Origin of the sequence: Streptomyces sp. 2114.4 (assembly GCF_900187385.1) — a bacterium.
Taxonomy (GTDB): Bacteria; Actinomycetota; Actinomycetes; order Streptomycetales; family Streptomycetaceae; genus Streptomyces; species Streptomyces mooreae.
The window spans coordinates 6,934,680-6,948,290 of the sequence record NZ_FYEY01000001.1; the positions used below are offsets into that span (position 1 = coordinate 6,934,680).

The window sequence follows — 13,611 nt, forward strand, 5'->3', positions numbered from 1 at the left end:
TGCGCGGTTCGATACGGGCGTAGGACGGCCGCGAGGGGATCCGGTCGGACAGCTTCGAGAAGCCGCGGACGACGAGGAAGTGCACCGCCGTCACGCCGGTGGCCGACAGCGGCAGGCCGCCACCGCAGGCCATGCCGATGGCGCGGGTCAGCCAGATGGTGGCGGCTGTCGTCAGGCCCCGGCCGGCGTCCTTCCTGACGAAGATCAGTCCGCCGCCGATGAAGCCGCTCAGCGAGGACAGCAGCAGCGCTATCGCCGGCTCGGTGAACTGGCGCAGCCCCTGACCACTGTGGAAGTCGAACAGCGCGGCGGTGAGTTGCGGGGCGGACAGGACGCGACTGTCCCTCGGTCGGCCCGGTGTCCGGCGCTCCGCGGGCCGTTGTCAGTGGTCGCCGTTAGCGTGGAAGGCGTTGGGCGGCCCGCGCGTGACGAGCGTGGGGCGGGCGGCGCCGCGGGCGGTGCCGTACGGGGGACGGACGTGGAGGAGCGCATGGCGAAGGCGGCGGGTCCGGCGGCGGTGCGGGAGCGGGTGCGCGCGTTCGCGCTCGGGCTTCCCGGGACCGTGGAGGAGTTCCCCTGGGGCGAGAGCGTCATCAAGGTCAACAAGAAGGTCTTCGTCTTCCTCGGCATCGATGACGGCGACCGCCCGCGCGGGGTCACGCTGAAGCTGAAGGATCCCGCAGCGCATGCCCATGCCCTGACCTTGCCCGGTGCCAAGCCCGCGGGCTACGGCCTGGGCAGGTCCGGATGGGTGCAGGTCCCGCTGGCGGAGCCGGCCGATCTGCTCTGCGACTGGGCCGAAGAGTCGTATCGCCTCATAGCCCCTAAGAAGCTCATCGCCGAGCTCGACGGGGGATAGCGACGCAGCGGCAGCAGGCGCGCGAAGGCCCGCGACGGTGATGGCAGTTGAGCATCGCCGGTGCGGGCCTTTTGGCTGGTGTCACCTGGCACGGGGGTCTTGTGGAAAGTGGAACACGTTCTTAACATCGCGAGTGTTACATCAGAAGTGTCACAGTGCGGAAAGGCATGGGGCGCGATGACGGAGTCAGGGAACGGCCCGCTGAGCGGGGTGCGGGTGGTCGAACTCGCGGGCATCGGCCCCGGTCCGTTCGCCGCCATGCTCCTGGCCGACCTCGGCGCGGATGTCGTCCGCGTCGACCGGCCCGGAGGCCCGGGGCTGGGCGTCGATCCGGCCTACGACGTCACCAACCGCAACAAACGCTCCGTGCTGGTGGACCTGAAGAGCCCCGAAGGGGTGGCGCACGTCCTCGAACTGGCCGAACGTGCCGATGTGCTGATCGAGGGGTACCGCCCGGGCGTGGCCGAGCGGCTGGGAGTGGGCCCCGAGGAGTGCCTGGCGCGCAACCCCCGGCTGGTCTACGGCCGGATGACGGGCTGGGGACAGCAGGGCCCGCTCGCCGACACCGCCGGACACGACATCGGCTATATCGCCATCACGGGCGCCCTGGGCATGATCGGCCCGTCCGACGGCCCGCCCGCGATCCCCGCCAACCTCCTCGGTGACTACGCCGGCGGCTCCCTCTACCTCGTCATCGGCGTCCTCGCCGCCCTCCAGCACGCCCGCACCGAGGGCGGAACGGGCCAGGTCGTCGACGCCGCCATCGTCGACGGCACGGCCCACCTGACGGCGATGATCCACGGCATGCTGGCGGCCGGCGGCTGGCAGGACCGGCGCGGTGCGAATCTGCTCGACGGCGGGGCACCCTTCTACGGCACCTACGAGACCGCCGACGGCGGCCATATGGCGGTGGGTGCGCTGGAGACGCGGTTCTACGGCACCTTCATCCGACTGCTGGGCATCGAACAGGAAGCACCCAGCCGCGACGACCTCACCGCCTGGGATGAGCTGCGCACCACCATCGCCGCCCGCTTCAAGACCCGTACCCGCGAGGAATGGACGGCGGTCTTCGCGGGCTCCGACGCCTGTGTGGCGCCGGTGCTCTCCCTGCGCGAGGCCCCGCGGCACCCGCATCTCGCCGCCCGCGGCACCTTCGTCGAACACGCTGGACTCACCCAGCCCGCGCCCGCGCCGCGCTTCTCGCGCACTCCGGGCGCGGTACGCAGCCCCCCCGCACGGCCCGGCGCCGACTTGGCGGAGATCGCCCGTGACTGGCAGGTCCCCGGCCTCCTCGCCAAGCGTGTCGCCGACGACCCGCCCGCCGGCCCGGTCCGCGCCGGGCAGCAGGACACGGCCGGCTGATGGCACCCGCCACCACGCCCCCGTATGCGGCCGGCTCGCGTCCGGCTGCCGAAGAGGCCGCGGCCTTCCCCCTGGGGAGGGCCGGCGACGTGTGGAACGGGCGGCTCGCCATGGGCGCCGTCCGGCGCCATCCCGTGGGGCGGCCGGGCCCCACGCCGCCCGACACCGTCAGGAACCGGCTCCGAGGAGGGCCCGCAGCATGACCGCGCAGATGAAGCGCCAGATTTTCACCGAGGACCACGAGGCCTTCCGCAAGGTCGTACGGACCTTTCTCACCAGGGAAGTGACGCCGTATTACGAGCAGTGGGAGAAGGCCGGCATCGTCAGCCGGGACGCCTGGCGGGCGGCCGGCAAGCAGGGGCTCCTGGGCCTGGCGGTCCCCGAGGAGTACGGCGGGGGCGGACAGCACGACTTCCGCTACAGCGCGGTGCTGGCCGAGGAATTCACCCGGGCGGGCGCAGCCGGGCTGGCCGTGGGCCTGCACAACGACATCATCGGCCCCTATCTGACGACGCTGGGCACCGAGGAGCAGAAACGCCGCTGGCTGCCCGGCTTCTGCAGCGGCGAGATCATCACCGCCATCGCGATGACCGAGCCCGGAGCGGGCTCCGACCTGCAGGGCATTCGCACCCACGCCGAGGATGCGGGCGACCACTTGATCCTCAACGGCTCCAAGACCTTCATCTCCAACGGCATCCTCGCCGACCTGGTCATCGTCGTGGCCAAAACGACACCGGAAGGCGGGGCGCACGGCCTGAGCCTGCTGGTCGTCGAGCGGGGCATGGCGGGCTTCGAGCGTGGCCGCAACCTCGACAAGATCGGGCAGAAGTCCCAGGACACCGCCGAGCTGTTCTTCCACGACGTCCGCGTCCCCAAGGGGAACCTGCTCGGCACGCTGAACGGCGCCTTCGTCCATCTGATGACCCATCTCGCCCAGGAGCGGATGGGCATCGCCGTCGCCGCTGTCGCCGGTGCCGAACACCTGCTGGAGATCACCAGCGAGTACGTCAAGGAGCGCGAGGCCTTCGGACGGCCGCTGGCCAAGCTCCAGCACATCCGCTTCGAGATAGCCGAGATGGCCACCGAATGCGCCGTCACCCGTGCGTTCCTCGACCGCTGTATAGCCGACCACTCCGTCGGCGAACTGGATGCGGTGCACGCCTCGATGGCCAAGTGGTGGGCCACCGAACTGCAAAAGCGCGTCGCCGACCGCTGTCTGCAACTCCATGGCGGCTACGGCTATATGGCGGAATACCGCGTGGCCAAGGCCTTCACCGACGGCCGTATCCAGACGATCTACGGAGGGACCACCGAGATCATGAAGGAGATCATCGGACGCTCCCTGCTCGGCTGACCGCGGAACGGCCCCGGTCCCCACCCGCTCCCCCTGCCTCCACCCTCATGCGAAAGGCTTGTTGACTTGAGTACCGAAGCGTACGTATACGACGCGATCCGCACCCCGCGCGGCCGCGGCAAGGCCAATGGCGCACTGCACGGCACCAAGCCGATCGACCTGGTCGTCGGTCTGATCCATGAAGTGCGCCGGCGCTTCCCCGGGCTGGACCCGGCCGCCGTCGACGACATCGTGCTCGGCGTCGTCGGACCGGTCGGTGACCAGGGCTCCGACATCGCCCGAATCGCGGCGATCGCCGCCGGGCTGCCCGACACCGTGGCCGGCGTCCAGGAGAACCGCTTTTGTGCCTCGGGTCTGGAGGCCGTCAACATGGCCGCCGCCAAGGTGCGTTCCGGCTGGGAGGACCTGGTCCTGGCGGGCGGCGTCGAATCCATGTCCCGGGTTCCGATGGCCTCCGACGGCGGCGCCTGGTTCGCCGACCCGATGACCAACTTCGACACCGGCTTCGTCCCACAGGGCATCGGCGCCGACCTGATCGCCACCATCGAGGGCTACACCCGCCGGGATGTCGACGAGTTCGCCGCGCTCTCCCAGGAGCGCGCCGCCGAGGCCTGGAAGGACGGCCGCTTCGACCGCTCCGTCGTCCCGGTACGCGACCGCAACGGCCTGGTCGTCCTCGACCACGACGAGCACATGCGCCCCGGCACCACCGCCGACTCCCTGGGCGGCCTCAAGCCGTCCTTCGCCACCATCGGTGACGCCGGCGGCTTCGACGCGGTCGCCCTGCAGAAGTACCACTGGGTCGAGAAGATCGACCACGTCCACCACGCCGGTAACTCCTCCGGCATCGTGGACGGCGCGGCGCTCGTCGCCATCGGTTCCAAGGAGGTCGGCGAGCGCTACGGCCTGACCCCCCGGGCCCGTATCCTCTCCGCCGCGGTCTCCGGCTCCGAGCCGACGATCATGCTCACCGGCCCCGCGCCCGCCAGCCGCAAGGCCCTCGCCAAGGCCGGGCTGACCATCGACGACATCGACCTGGTCGAGATCAACGAGGCCTTCGCCGCCGTCGTGCTGCGCTTCGTCAAGGACATGGGCCTGAGCCTGGACAAGGTCAACGTCAACGGCGGCGCCATCGCCCTGGGGCACCCCCTCGGCGCCACCGGCGCGATGATCCTCGGCACCCTGATCGACGAGCTGGAGCGGCAGGACAAGCGCTACGGCCTGGCCACCCTCTGCGTCGGCGGCGGTATGGGCATCGCCACCGTCATCGAGCGCCTCTGACCCTCGTCCCACCCACTACGGAGTACGCACCATGAGTGAATCCGCTGCTGTGTCGACCATTCGCTGGGAACAGGACGAGACCGGCATCGTCACCCTGGTCCTGGACGACCCGGACCAGTCCGCCAACACCATGAACAACGCCTTCAAAACCTCCCTCACCGCGGTCGCCGACCGCCTGGAGGCCGAGAAGGACACCATCCGCGGCATCATCTTCACCTCCGCCAAGAAGACCTTCTTCGCCGGCGGCGACCTGCGCGACCTGATCGCCGTCACCCCCGACAAGGCCGAGCAGGCCTTCGAGTCGGGCAACGGCATCAAGCGCGACCTGCGCCGCATCGAGACCCTGGGCAAGCCCGTCGTCGCCGCGGTCAACGGCGCGGCGCTGGGCGGCGGTTACGAGATCGCGCTCGCCTGCCACCACCGCATCGCCCTCGACACCCCCGGCACCAAGATCGGCCTGCCCGAGGTCACCCTCGGCCTGCTGCCCGCCGCCGGCGGCGTCACCCGTACGGTCCGGCTGCTCGGCATCGCCGACGCGCTGCTGAAGGTGCTGCTCCAGGGCACCCAGTACAACGCCACCCGCGCCAAGGACGCCGGGCTGATCCACGAGGTCGCGGCCACGCCCGAGGAGCTGCTGGCCAAGGCCCGCACCTTCATCGACGAGCACCCGGAGTCCCAGCAGCCCTGGGACGTCAAGGGCTACCGCATCCCGGGCGGCACCCCCGCCCAGCCGAAGTTCGCGGCCAACCTCCCGGCGTTCCCCGCCAACCTCAAGAAGCAGCTGAACGGCGCGCCCTACCCGGCCCCGCGCAACATCCTCGCCGCAGCGGTGGAGGGCTCCCAGGTCGACTTCGAGACCGCGCAGACCATCGAGGCGCGCTACTTCGTCGAGCTGGTGACCGGCCAGATCTCCAAGAACATGATCCAGGCGTTCTTCTTCGACCTGCAGGCCGTCAATTCCGGCGCCAACCGGCCCCAGGACATCGCGCCCCGCAAGGTCGAGAAGGTCGCGGTCCTCGGCGCCGGCATGATGGGCGCGGGCATCGCCTACTCCTGTGCCAGGGCCGGGATGCAGGTCGTCCTCAAGGACATCACCCCGGAAGCGGCGCAGAAGGGCAAGGCGTACGCCGAGGGGTTGCTCGCCAAGGCGCTTTCCCGGGGCCGGACGACCGAGCAGAAGCGCGATGAGCTGCTGGCGCGCATCACGCCCACCGCCGAGCCGGCGGACCTCGCGGGCTGTGACGCCGTCATCGAGGCGGTCTTCGAGGACGTCGCGCTCAAGCACAAGGTGTTCAAGGAGATCCAGCACATCGTCGCCCCCGACGCGCTGCTGTGCTCCAACACCTCCACCCTGCCCATCACCTTGCTGGCCGAAGGCGTCGAGCGGGACCAGGACTTCATCGGACTGCACTTCTTCTCGCCGGTCGACAAGATGCCACTGGTGGAGATCATCAAGGGGGAGCGGACCGGCGACGAGGCGCTGGCCCGTGCCTTCGACCTGGTCCGCCAGATCAAGAAGCCCCCGATCGTCGTCAACGACTCGCGCGGCTTCTTCACCTCCCGTGTCATCGGCCACTTCATCAACGAAGGCGTGGCGATGATCGGCGAAGGCGTCGACCCGGTCTCCGTCGAGCAGGCCGCGGCCCAGGCCGGCTACCCGGCCAAGGTGCTGTCCCTGATGGACGAGCTGACCCTCACCCTGCCGCGCAAGATCCGTGAGGAGACCAAGCGGGCCGTCGAGGAGTCCGGTGGCACCTGGCAGCCGCACCCGGCCGACGCGGTGATCGACCGAATGGTCGACGAGTTCGGCCGCCCCGGACGCAGCGGCGGCGCCGGCTTCTACGAGTACGGGGACGACGGCAAGCGCGCCGGCCTGTGGCCCGGCCTGCGCGAGCACTTCACCAAGAAGGACACCGCGGTCCCGTTCCTCGACATGCAGGAGCGGATGCTCTTCTCCGAGGCCCTGGACACCGTCCGCTGCTTCGAGGAGGGCGTGCTCACCTCCGTCGCCGACGCCAACATCGGCTCCATCTTCGGCATCGGCTTCCCGGGCTGGACCGGCGGCGTGATCCAGTACATCAACGGCTACCAGGGTGGACCGGGGCGGGAAGAACTCGTCGGCCTGCCCGGTTTCGTGGCCCGCGCCCGCGAGCTGCAGGCGGCCTACGGAGACCGGTTCGCGCCGTCCGCGCTGCTGGTCGAAAAGGCCGAGAAGGGCGAGAAGTTCAGCGACTGAACAGTCCTGACCTGTCAGGCCACGGACCGACCGGCCATGGTCTGACAGGTCAGGGACCGACCGGCATGGTCTGACAGGTCAGGGACCGACCGGCTACCGACCGACCGGCCACGGACCGACCGGTCAGAGGGGCGGGCCCCGGCAGTCCGCTCCTCACTCCAGCGAGGTGCGGCCGCCTCCCGGGCCCTGGTCGCCCTCCTTGCCGAACGACTCCCGCAGCTCCTGCTTCATCGACCGCTGGAATGCGGTGACCAGGGCCTGCACCACCATCGGCTGCATATGGGCCGAGAGCGACTTCATCCGGGCCAGCTCCTCCTCGTCCGCCCCGCCGTCCCGGTACGGCTCCCACACCTCGTCCTTGAAGAGCCTGCTGAGCTCCCGGGCCGCCGAGCGGGTGTGCTCGATGACGACGGTGCGCGCCGCGATGATGGTCTCCAGCGCGATCGGGACGTCCAGCAGCCGGGCGCCCAGGTGCAGCAGCCCCGGATCGACCCGGAAGACCTGCGGGTCATCGGTCCGTACGAGCACACTCATCGCCGCCAGCCGGTCCAGATCCTCCTCGGTCAGCGCCCGGCCGACCCGCCGCTCCAGCTGGGCCCGGGTGGCGTCCTCCGCCTTGTCCGGAATCCAACTCGCCACCAGCGCCCGGTGGATGGCCAGATCCTGGGCGCTCAGGTCCGGCGGCAGCTGCTCCAGATAGCGCTCGATGGCGGAGAGCGTCAGCCCCTGGTGCTGCAGTTCCTCGATGAGCGCGAGCCGGGAGAGGTGGTCGGGACCGTAACGGCCGACCCGGCGCGGGCCGATCTCCGGCGGCGGCAGCAGGCCGCGGGTGCTGTAGAAGCGGATCGTGCGGACGGTGACGCCGGCGCGGGCGGCCAGTTCGTCGACCGTCAGGCCGGTGGCTGACTCCATCATGTTCATCAGTATTGCTGTCTCACCACTCCTGTAAAACCTTCTGAGCCCTTCTGCCCCTTGTTCTCCTCCCGCACCGCCCTCGCTCCATGCCGCGGTCGGGCCCGTACCGCCCGGCTTGACGCATCCCGCGGGCCGTTCCGGAGGGCAGGCGCGCCCGGGCCCGGGCGCCGTGAGAGTCGGCGCCATCGTTACGGAGTGTGTGCACGCGGTTCCCGGGAATCGGCGGCCGTATACCGGCGTCCCGCGGAGGTTTCGGCGCGGCAGAGACACTCACGTGCGGACAAACATCTGCTTCCACCGGACTGAACCGGTCACGAACAACGGGTTCCCGGGCGGCGAGTGAGGCCGGAATGGGGGGGAACGGAAACCTCTCTGAAACTTAACCGCCAGATAATTCCCGACAAAAATGGACAAATCTTGGATGGCTTATACACGCTGTGATCTTGCCCACAGACGGGGGAGCGGTCTTCAGGGAAGGTGTGCCGTCGGCCGTCCGCGTTATCCGCGGGATCGGCATCGCTCAAGCGCCTCCCCGAAAGCGAGATGCACCACCAGTGAGCACAGAAACCGTCACCGACACAGCCCACAGGTCACCTGACGGGGGAAGCGGCGCGCAGCAGGATGCGGGCGACGCGGGCTACAGCAAGGGCCTCAAGGGCCGGCACATCAACATGATCGCCATCGGTGGAGCGATCGGCACCGGCCTGTTCCTGGGCGCCGGCGGCCGTCTGCACTCCGCCGGCCCCGCCCTGGCCATTGCCTACGCGGTCTGCGGCCTCTTCGCCTTCTTCGTCGTACGGGCCCTGGGCGAGCTGGTGCTGCACCGCCCGTCGTCGGGTTCGTTCGTCTCCTACGCCCGTGAGTTCCTGGGGGAGAAGGGCGCCTACGTCGCCGGCTGGATGTACGTCGTCAACTGGTCCACGACCGGTATCGCCGACATCACCGCCATCGCGCTCTACACCCACTACTGGAGCTTGTTCACCGACATCCCGCAGTGGGTGATGGCGCTGATCGCGCTGGCGGTCGTGCTGACCGTGAACCTGATCTCGGTGAAGATCTTCGGTGAGCTGGAGTTCTGGTTCGCGATCATCAAGGTCGCGGCGCTGGTCGTCTTCATGTTCATCGGCATCTTCCTGCTGGCCACCCAGCACCCGGTCGGCGGCCACTCACCAGGGCTGAATCTGCTCACCGACCACGGCGGCATCTTCCCGACCGGTCTGCTGCCCGTGGTGATCGTGCTCCAGGGCGTGGTCTTCGCCTACTCCGCCGTGGAGCTGGTCGGTGTGACCGCCGGTGAGACCGGTGAGCCGGAGAAGGTCGTGCCGAAGGCCGTCAACTCCATCATGTGGCGGGTGGGCGTCTTCTACGTCGGCTCGGTGATCCTGCTGGCGATGCTGCTGCCGTGGAACCAGTACGTCGACGGCCAGAGCCCCTTCGTCACGGTGCTGTCCAACGTCGGTGTGCCGGCCGCGGGCGATGTGATGAACCTCGTGGTGCTGACCGCGGCGATGTCCAGTCTGAACTCCGGGCTCTACTCGACCGGCCGCATTCTGCGCTCCATGTCGATGGCGGGCTCCGCGCCCAAGTTCGCCGGTCTGATGAACCGCAACCAGGTGCCGTACGGCGGCATCATGCTCACCTCCGCGGTGTGCGTGCTGGGTGTCGCGCTCAACTACGTCGTGCCGGGCGAGGCGTTCGAGATCGTCCTGAACATCGCGGCGCTGGGCATCATCAGCACCTGGTGCACGATCATGGTTTGCCACATGGTGTTCGTGCGGCGGTCGAAGCAGGGCCTGGTCGAGCGCCCGCGCTTCCGGCTCCCTGGCACGCCGGTCACCGATATCGCCACCATGGCCTTCCTGCTCGGCGTCATCGTCCTGATGTGGTTCGACGACGGCGTCGGCCGGCAGACCGTCATGCTGATCCCGGTCCTCGCCGTCGCGCTGGTCGCCGGCTGGTTCGCGGTCCGCGGCCGGGTGAGCCGAATCGCCGAGGAACGCAAGCTGTCGAAGTAGTAGCGCAGTAACGCACGCCTGCGAAATCAAGGGCGGTCGCGGAGGCCGGAAGGCATCTGCGACCGCCCTTTCGTCTTGGCGGACAACGGTGGTCGACGGGCCCTGCGGTGGCCCTGCCCTCAGTCCTGCCTTCAGTCCTGCCCGCGGTTCTGTCGCGTCGGGGCCTCGTCCGGCCCCTCCGGACCCCGGTCGATTGTCAGTGGCCGCCCTTACCGTGGAGACATGACTGAGAGAACGGGGATCTCATACGTCAAGGGGGACGCCACAGCGCCGCACGGCAAGGGCGTCAAGGTGATCGTGCATCTCTGCAACGACATGGGCGGCTGGGGCAAGGGCTTTGTGCTTGCGCTCTCCCGGCGTCGGCCCGAGCCGGAGGCCGCCTACCGCCGGTGGCACCGCGAGCGTACGCACAACGACTTCGGGCTGGGCGCGGCCCAGGTCGCCGACCAGCTCTGGGTGGCCAACGCCGTCGGGCAGCGGGGGAGTCCGCTGCCGAGCTCCCGGCCCCGTTCGAACCGAGGGGATTCCCGGTGACGGTCTACGATCGCTGAACTCCCCGAGGTGTCTGCGCCGCGCACCACCACGGCGGCCTGGCCCGAAGCCGCACCGGCACGGGTTTGTACGCCCTATCCTTGCCAGGGCCCGCCTCCTTTCCGGTACGAGTAGACGAGCCGAAGACCCGCAAGTCGCAGGGAGTCACCAGCATGGCAGTTGCTCCGCCCCCCTTCCCTGGAGGAGGTGCCCAAGCAGCCAACGGGGGTCCCGCTACTCCTCCCGCTCCAGGCAGTGATACAGCGGCAACGCCGGAAGGCGCGTTAGATGCAAAGTCCGCCCGGAGCGACGCACTGGAAAAGCTCTGGATGTGGTTCGTCTTCGCGGTCATCTTCGCGGTGCTGCCAACGTTCGCGAAGTTCATGCAGGGACTCACGCAAAAGGGTCACCACAACCCCAGCTTTTACGAGTTGGCCAGCCGCGCCGACCTGTACATCGTCTGCATGGGCCTCACGGCGACAGCGATCGGTCAGGTGCAGATGCACAAGCGTAAGAAGACACCCAAGATGCTCAAGATCTGGAACGTCTTCAACATCTGCATGCTGGCCCTGGTGACATTCCTGGCTGCTGGCTCGGACGGACCCAACGTGGACAAAGAGGCTCTCGGCCAACAATCACTCATCCTCCTGGTGGCCACACTTATCGGCACTGGATGCAGCACCTACCTGTGCGAACTGGAGGAAACGCCGTGAGCATTACGGAACTCGTATCGAAGTACGGCGCCATGGGTGCCATCCTCGTATCAAGTCTGGCCGCAATGTTGACCGTCCTCCTGGACCTCCGTGCAGAGCGCACTCGCGAGTTGATCGATCTTCTCAAGCGGTGGAGAACCAAAAGGAAGCGTCTCTAGGTGTGTTGTCCGGAGAGTTGGTGACGCGGCTGGCTGGGGTGTGGCCGCTGATGCCGTGGGAGCACACGGATCACCAGCAGTTCGTACGCGCTCCTTCGCCAGCGGCCGGCGCCACGGGCGGGTCCTGGGTCACGGGCACGGCTGCCCGGCAGTGGGTACCGGGCTGCAGGCGGTGTGTACGGCGGCCAGGGCGGTGATGGTGCTCTGGGTCCACGAGAGCATGGTCCGTTCCCGTGTGGCCGGGTCGTCGCAGGCCGGGTGGCCGAAGGCGCCGTGAGGGTTTTGCTGGGAGAGGAGGAAGGCGAGTGCGTCGCGGGTGATGCGGTGTGGTGCCAGACCGGCGCGGGCCCAGTCCCGGACCAGGGCGGCGATGTGCCCCAGGTGGTAGTTCTTCCAGGCGTGGGGCAGGCCGGCGGCTGCCGGCTTTGGTGGTGAGTGTGGTGTGGCGGCTTCCTCGTTCGCCGCCGCGGCGGCGCAGTCGGGGGAGATCAGCCCCAGGTCGACGAGGCGTTGGACGTTGCGCGCGGCCTGCGGCGGAACCCTGTCGAGGAGTTCGACGGCAGCGGCGGCGGACTTGAGGAAGGCATCGAGTGACGGGCATGTGATCTTGTGAGTCCGCAGGCCGAACGCGAACTCGCCCACGACCTCCATCCCGTGTCCCTGCCACACCTCCGCGTCCACGTCCGCGAGACGTGCGGAGAAGTCCAGGAGCAGGGGGCGGGCAAGCTCGGGTTCGCCCAGGGCCCCGGCTGCGTGCGCGACGGCCGCGGCGGCCGGCAGGTGCGTGACGGGGGTATGGCGCCGGGTCGTGTCGGCCAGCCACACCACTGCCCGCCGCAGCGGTTCTTCCACGGTCAGGTGGAGCTTGGGTACGGAGGGCCGGGCCCTCCGCACCACTCTGGGGCTGCGGTCCAGGAGCGCGGCCAGGACGGCGACGATGGTGGTGTGATAGCCGGTGGCCCAGTGTGCGTACGCGTCGTCCCCGTCGGCCAGTTCGGGGTGGACCACACCAGGAGGTCCGTTGACCCGCCCGTCGGCCTCTTGTACCGCCGTCAGGAACTCCCATGCCCGGCCAGCTTCCTGGGAGTCCCGCACCCCCAGGCACAGCAGACAGCACAGGAGTTCCCCCACCAGGTCGGCATTCTCCTGGCCAAGGGTGAGAACGAGCAGCGCTTCGAGCAGTTCCACCGCCGTGCCCGGGTCGAAGTTCCGTGGCCAGTGGGGCTCGCGGAGGCCGAAGTCCGTGGCGTAGAAGATCGTGTGGGTGATGGCGTAGATGTCGCGGTCGGTGAGCTTGGCGACATTCGGGCTGTTGCAGAGCAGGGTGAACGGCAGGACGTCGTCCATGGCCAGCAGCGTGTGGCGGACGCCGCACAGCTCCAGGGTGTGCAGCAGATCGAGCTGCCGGTACGGGATCCGTTCGAAGACCGCTGCGTACCCTCCGGCCGCGGCCTGCGTGATGACGTGCCGGAACTCCGGGTCCTCCCGTCCGCAGAGCCGGAGTGCCGCATAGGTTCCCGCGTACAGCAGGAGGGCCGCTTCGTCCCGGGCGATCAGCTCCCGGTAGGAGGGGCGGGCCGTGATCTTCTCGATCTGAGTGAGGAGGGCCGTGTAGTCGGGCTCCAGCGGCTCGGGGGCGAGACGCGCCCGTAGCCCCACCAGGAAGGCGGTTTCGATGAGGGCCTTGCGGGCGAACAACACCCGGTCCTTGGCGGCTTCGGCCGGATCGATCAGATGGCGGCGCGCAGCGAGCCAGGCGACTGCCCGGGTCTCCACCGCGCGCCTTTGTGACATGCCGTCACCGGGTTGCGTCGTGTCCATCGGATGCCTCCCGGCGATCGGTGCGGTCAACGGTCAGTTGCGCGCAGCGGAGTCGTCGCACTCGGCGACCTGGTTGGCGACCACCAGGACGTAGCGCTCCCAGGCGAGCACGTAGCCCGCCACATCGTCGATCTGGCTGACCTGATCGACGACTCGCTCCAGCGGAACGCTGAGGTCGACGAGTCCGCTCGTCCTCAAGAAGTCGAGTGCCTTGCGGGCGTCAATCGGCGGGGGAGGGGGAGGGCAGGACATGGGTGTGCTCCTTTTGGGTGGTTCGGACAGATGTCGCGAGTGTCGCGTTCCGTGATGCCCGTGTCACTATCTGCGCCCGGTAAGGAAAAACGGTGATGTCATCGACCCAGCTCA

Annotated in this window: 10 protein-coding genes and 2 pseudogenes; 8 read left to right on the forward strand and 4 right to left on the reverse strand. The window is 68.9% G+C overall.

Translation table 11 applies throughout. The annotated features are described in order from the left end of the window. Positions 1-106: 106 nt before the first annotated feature. Positions 107-331 (reverse strand): annotated as a pseudogene (locus CFW40_RS38770) (MgtC/SapB family protein); the annotation flags it as partial. Between the two features lie 159 nt (positions 332-490). Between CFW40_RS38770 and CFW40_RS30635 the strand changes: the two are divergent. The 5 genes from CFW40_RS30635 to CFW40_RS30655 all read left to right on the forward strand — a co-directional run bounded on the left by CFW40_RS30635 (position 491) and on the right by CFW40_RS30655 (position 7,092). After that, positions 491-859: an MmcQ/YjbR family DNA-binding protein gene (locus CFW40_RS30635; RefSeq protein WP_088801029.1), complete on the forward strand. Its 369-nt coding sequence runs from the start codon at positions 491-493 to the stop codon at positions 857-859. Positions 860-1,036: 177 nt separating this feature from the next. Next, complete coding sequence (locus CFW40_RS30640; protein WP_088801030.1) at positions 1,037-2,221, forward strand: CaiB/BaiF CoA-transferase family protein; 1,185 nt, start codon at positions 1,037-1,039, stop codon at positions 2,219-2,221. Positions 2,222-2,432: 211 nt separating this feature from the next. Continuing rightward, complete coding sequence (locus CFW40_RS30645; RefSeq protein ID WP_088802467.1) at positions 2,433-3,575, forward strand: acyl-CoA dehydrogenase family protein; 1,143 nt, start codon at positions 2,433-2,435, stop codon at positions 3,573-3,575. A 66-nt stretch (positions 3,576-3,641) separates the two neighbouring features. Next, positions 3,642-4,856, forward strand: a complete 1,215-nt coding sequence (locus CFW40_RS30650; protein WP_088801031.1) for an acetyl-CoA C-acetyltransferase — start codon at positions 3,642-3,644, stop codon at positions 4,854-4,856. Positions 4,857-4,887: 31 nt separating this feature from the next. Next, positions 4,888-7,092: a 3-hydroxyacyl-CoA dehydrogenase NAD-binding domain-containing protein gene (locus CFW40_RS30655; RefSeq protein WP_088801032.1), complete on the forward strand. Its 2,205-nt coding sequence runs from the start codon at positions 4,888-4,890 to the stop codon at positions 7,090-7,092. A gap of 153 nt (positions 7,093-7,245) precedes the next feature. On the opposite strand, the gene CFW40_RS30660 is transcribed toward CFW40_RS30655, so the two are convergent. Beyond that, a complete protein-coding gene (locus CFW40_RS30660; protein ID WP_305524011.1) occupies positions 7,246-8,007 on the reverse strand; it encodes a MerR family transcriptional regulator in 762 nt (253 codons plus the stop codon). 554 nt (positions 8,008-8,561) lie between these two features. On the opposite strand from CFW40_RS30660, the gene CFW40_RS30665 reads away from it, so the two are divergent. From CFW40_RS30665 to CFW40_RS30675, 3 genes and pseudogenes are all read left to right on the forward strand, one after another. Further along, positions 8,562-10,022, forward strand: coding sequence for an amino acid permease (locus CFW40_RS30665; protein ID WP_088801034.1), 1,461 nt, complete (start codon positions 8,562-8,564; stop codon positions 10,020-10,022). 222 nt (positions 10,023-10,244) lie between these two features. Continuing rightward, positions 10,245-10,505, forward strand: a pseudogene (locus CFW40_RS30670) (Appr-1-p processing protein); the annotation flags it as partial. Positions 10,506-10,882: 377 nt separating this feature from the next. Next, the gene (locus tag CFW40_RS30675; protein ID WP_088801035.1) at positions 10,883-11,266 is read left to right on the forward strand and encodes a hypothetical protein; all 384 of its coding nucleotides are present in this window, start codon (positions 10,883-10,885) and stop codon (positions 11,264-11,266) included. A 287-nt stretch (positions 11,267-11,553) separates the two neighbouring features. Here CFW40_RS30675 and CFW40_RS30680 read toward each other — a convergent pair whose 3' ends face one another. After that, complete coding sequence (locus CFW40_RS30680) at positions 11,554-13,245, reverse strand: hypothetical protein (protein ID WP_176956334.1); 1,692 nt, start codon at positions 13,243-13,245, stop codon at positions 11,554-11,556. A gap of 33 nt (positions 13,246-13,278) precedes the next feature. Next, positions 13,279-13,497: a hypothetical protein gene (locus CFW40_RS30685; protein ID WP_088801036.1), complete on the reverse strand. Its 219-nt coding sequence runs from the start codon at positions 13,495-13,497 to the stop codon at positions 13,279-13,281. Between the last annotated feature and the right edge of the window lie 114 nt (positions 13,498-13,611).